The sequence below is a fragment of the Roseateles sp. P5_B10 genome (genome assembly GCF_056400485.1).
On record NZ_JBFULE010000534.1, the window covers coordinates 1 to 3,704 of the forward strand.

Genomic DNA, 3,704 nt, shown 5'->3' on the forward strand with positions numbered 1-3,704 from the left:
GCGGGGATTTCGGCAGGGATTTCGGCGGGCGTTTCAGCGGAAGCCTCGGCCGGCAACTCAGCGTCTTCTGAGTTGTCCAGCAGCTGGCCCTGCAGCGCCTCGAAGGCTGGCGGGGCTTCGCCGCCAATGTCCAGGGCGGGCAACTGTTCCAGGCTGGCCAGGCCCAGGTCGTCCAGGAAGGACTTGGTCGTCGCGTACAACGCCGGGCGACCCGGGGTCTCGCGGTGGCCGATGGCCTCGATCCAGCCGCGGTCCTCAAGCTGCTTGACGATCTGGCTGGCGACGACGATGCCACGGATGTCCTCGATGTCGCCGCGCGTAACAGGCTGGCGGTAGGCAATGATGGCCAGCGTCTCCAGCACGGCACGCGAATAGCGCGGCGGCTTCTCGGGATGCAGCCGGTCGAGGTACTCGCGCAGCTCGGGGCGGCTCTGGAAGCGCCAGCCCGAGGCCAGCGCCACCAGCTCGACGCCCTTGCCTTCCCAATCGCGGCTCAGCTCGTCAAGCAGGCTGCGCACGGTATCGGCGCCGAGTTCGTCGGCGAACAGGCTGCGCAGCTCGCGCAGCGTCAGCGGCTGCGAAGCACAGATCAGTGCGGTCTCGAGGACGCGCTTGGCATCCTGGGTGTTCATGAACGCAATCGCGCCCTCAATCAAGCCTGGCTTGGCAATCCGTCCGGGCCTGGGCGCTCACAGCGTTCGGCAGGCAATGCGGACGGGGTCTGTCCGGGCGTCACGGTGGGGCTCAACAGCCTTCCAGCGAAACGCGATCGGGGTGGTTGACCGGGCGGGCGGATGAACTGCTAACCGCACGGGTCGCGCACATTTGGCGCGCTGGCTGCCACGACAACCGAGGTGCATTGTATAGCCCTGTCAGCCGGGCAGGTCGGCGGCACCGATCTGGGCCCAGGCGGAGGCCAGGTCGGCGGGCAGCGGCGCGGTCAGCACCAGAGGTTCGCCGGTGGTCGGGTGGGTGAGGGACAGCCGTGCCGCATGCAGGGCCTGGCGCGTGAGGCCCAGGGCCGGCGCGCCGCCATAGAGCACGTCCGCCAGCATGGGGTGGCCGCTGTGCGTCAGGTGCACGCGGATCTGGTGGGTGCGACCCGTGTGCAGCACGCAATGCACCGCGCTGATGGCCCGGCCATTCACTTCGCCGACACCCAACGGAAAGAAATCGGTGCGCGCCGGCTTGCCGAGGTTGGCGGGGGCAATGGCCATCTTGACGCGCGACACCGGGTCGCGGCGCATGGCCTGGTCGACGACGAAAGGCTCCTCGACACGCCCCCAGGCCAGAGCCAGGTATTCGCGGTGCACCTCGCGCGCTGAAATCTGGCGCATCAGCGCCGTGACGGCCGCCAGCGTCTTGCCAACGACCATGACGCCGCTGGTGTCCTTGTCCAGCCGGTGCACGATGCCGCCGCGCGGCAGCGTCGCTGCGGCGGCGTGATGGGCAAGCAGGCCGTTCATCAGCGTGCCCGACCAGTTGCCCGCGGCCGGGTGCACGACCAGGCCGGCAGGCTTGTTGACCACCGCCATGTGCTCGTCCTCATAGACGAAGTCCAGCGCCATGGCCTCGGCACGGAAGGCACGGCTCTCGTCGGTCGGCAGCAATTCGATCTCGACGCGCTGGCCGGCGCGCAGCTTGTGGGCGGCCTTCTCCAGCACCTTGCCGTCCACCGTCACGCAGCCGCGCTCGATCAGGGATTGCAGATGGTTGCGCGAGAACTCCGGCGCCCGTGTCGTCAGCCAGCGGTCCAGGCGCTCGCCATGGCCGGCGGCATCGACATCTGCCGTGCGCCGTTCAGCGTCGCCGGCTTCTTCGACCCCCGGCTCGAATTCGTCCTGACCCCCCACCCTATACTCCGCGTCCATTGTTCCCTGTGACCAGCCGGCAGCATCGCCGTCGACTTCAGACATGTTTGTTGAGAAATTCAAGACCGCCCGCGTCGTCGCTGGCACTGTCCTGATGGCGTTCGCGCTGGGCTTGAGCGGTTGCGGCTCCACGGCCAAGGAGGATCCAAACTCCCAGGCGGCGCTGGACAAATTGTATGCAGACGCCAAGGACGACCTGAACGCCGGCAGTTACGACCGCGCCATCAAGGCGCTCGAAAAGATCGAAGGTCGCGCCGCCGGCACGACGATGGGCCAGCAGGCGACGCTGGATGTGGCCTGGGCGTACTACCGCACGGGCGAGCGCGCCCAGGCGATTGCCACGCTGGACCGCTTCATCAAGCTCAACCCGTCCAGCCCGGCGATGGACTACGCCCTGTACATGAAGGGCATCGTCAACTTCAACGAGGACTTGGGACTGTTCGGCCGCCTAGCCAACCAGGACGTGTCCGAGCGCGACCAGCAGGCCTCGCGAGAAGCCCTGCTGGCCTTCCGCCAGCTCGTCGAGCAATTCCCCGAGTCCAAGTACGCGGCCGAGGCGACGACGCGCATCAACTTCATCACCAACACGCTGGCGGCCTACGAGATCCACGTGGCGCGCTACTACTTCAACCGCAAGGCCTACGTCGCCGCGGCGAACCGCGCCCAGTCGGCCGTGGCCGAGTTCCAGTACGCGCCCGGCATCGAGGAAGGCCTCTTCATCATGGGCGAGAGCTATGACAAGCTCGGCCTGACCCAGCTGCGTGACGACGCGCGCCGCGTGCTGGACAAGAACTTCCCCGACAGCCAGTACGCCAGCAACGGCGCCAACCGCAAGAAGCCCTGGTGGCAGCTCTGGTAAGTTGAATTGGACGGGCCGCTCAGGCCCGTTTTCTATGCCGGGCCGAGCGCCGGGCCGCTCCCAAGCCGGCCCGACCGGCGATGTGCGCGCGGCTCGATGCCGCGAGCATCGCCGTCCCCGCGGGGGCTGAGGCCGGACACGGCAAGTCCTGTGGACTTGGCGTGCCTGCCGAAGAACAGCCGCCCCGTCGGCTGCGCGGTCTGCAAGACCGACCAGACTTGCTCGCGTTCAGCGATGCAAGGTTGGGCGAGGGGTCGTCACGTCACGCCCGTTCTGCATTCAGCAACTGCAACCAGGCCAGGGCCTCGGCTTCGTTGGCCACCGCCGTCATCGGCGGCAGCGCCGCGCGCAGGCGGCGTCCATAGTTCATGCCCGCCATGCGTGGGTCGCACACCACCAGCAGGCCACGATCGGTCTCGGTACGGATCAGCCTCCCGGCGCCCTGCTTGAGCGCAATCGCCGCCTCGGCGACGAAATATTCCGAGAAGGCATTGCGCCCCTGGGCCTCCAGGCGCTGCACACGCGCCTCCACGAGCGGGTCGTTGGGCGGCGGGAAGGGCAATTTGTCGATGATCACGCATTGCAGTGCGTCGCCGGGCACATCGATGCCTTCCCAGAAGCTGGCCGAGCCGACCAGGACCGACGCCGGATTGTCGATGAAGCGCTGCAGCAGCACACGCTTGGGCGCCGCGCCCTGCTGCAGCACGGCGATCGCGTCGCCAGCTTCCTCGAAGCGCTCGCGCAGCGCGTCAGCCACGGTCTGCAGATTGCGCAACGTCGTGGTCAGCACGAAAGTGCGACCGCCTAGCGCCCGTGCCAGGCGTGACGCCAGCAGAGCAACGCTCGGCGGATGGCTGGGCTCACTGGGCTTAGGGAAACCGCGCGGCACGTAAAGGCGCGCATGAGTCGGATAGTCGAAGGGGCTGCCGACACGCAGCACCTCGGCCTCGGTCAGGCCAGCGGGCTCGGTGAAC

The 3,704-nt window shown here is 67.9% G+C and carries 4 protein-coding genes; 1 reads left to right on the forward strand and 3 read right to left on the reverse strand.

Translation table 11 applies throughout. The features are described 5' to 3' along the window. On the reverse strand, positions 1-632 hold a 632-nt coding region (gene scpB / locus AC1DU6_RS23330; RefSeq protein ID WP_477859955.1), incomplete at its 3' end, for an SMC-Scp complex subunit ScpB. Positions 633-872: 240 nt separating this feature from the next. After that, complete coding sequence (locus AC1DU6_RS23335; RefSeq protein WP_457349926.1) at positions 873-1,871, reverse strand: RluA family pseudouridine synthase; 999 nt, start codon at positions 1,869-1,871, stop codon at positions 873-875. Positions 1,872-1,914: 43 nt separating this feature from the next. On the opposite strand from AC1DU6_RS23335, the gene AC1DU6_RS23340 reads away from it, so the two are divergent. Beyond that, entirely contained in the window at positions 1,915-2,730 is an 816-nt protein-coding gene (locus AC1DU6_RS23340; protein ID WP_457349671.1) for an outer membrane protein assembly factor BamD, read from the forward strand. Between the two features lie 262 nt (positions 2,731-2,992). Here the strand turns inward: AC1DU6_RS23340 and AC1DU6_RS23345 are convergent. After that, positions 2,993-3,704: ATP-dependent DNA helicase (locus tag AC1DU6_RS23345; protein WP_477859957.1), on the reverse strand; the 712-nt coding region annotated here is incomplete at its 5' end.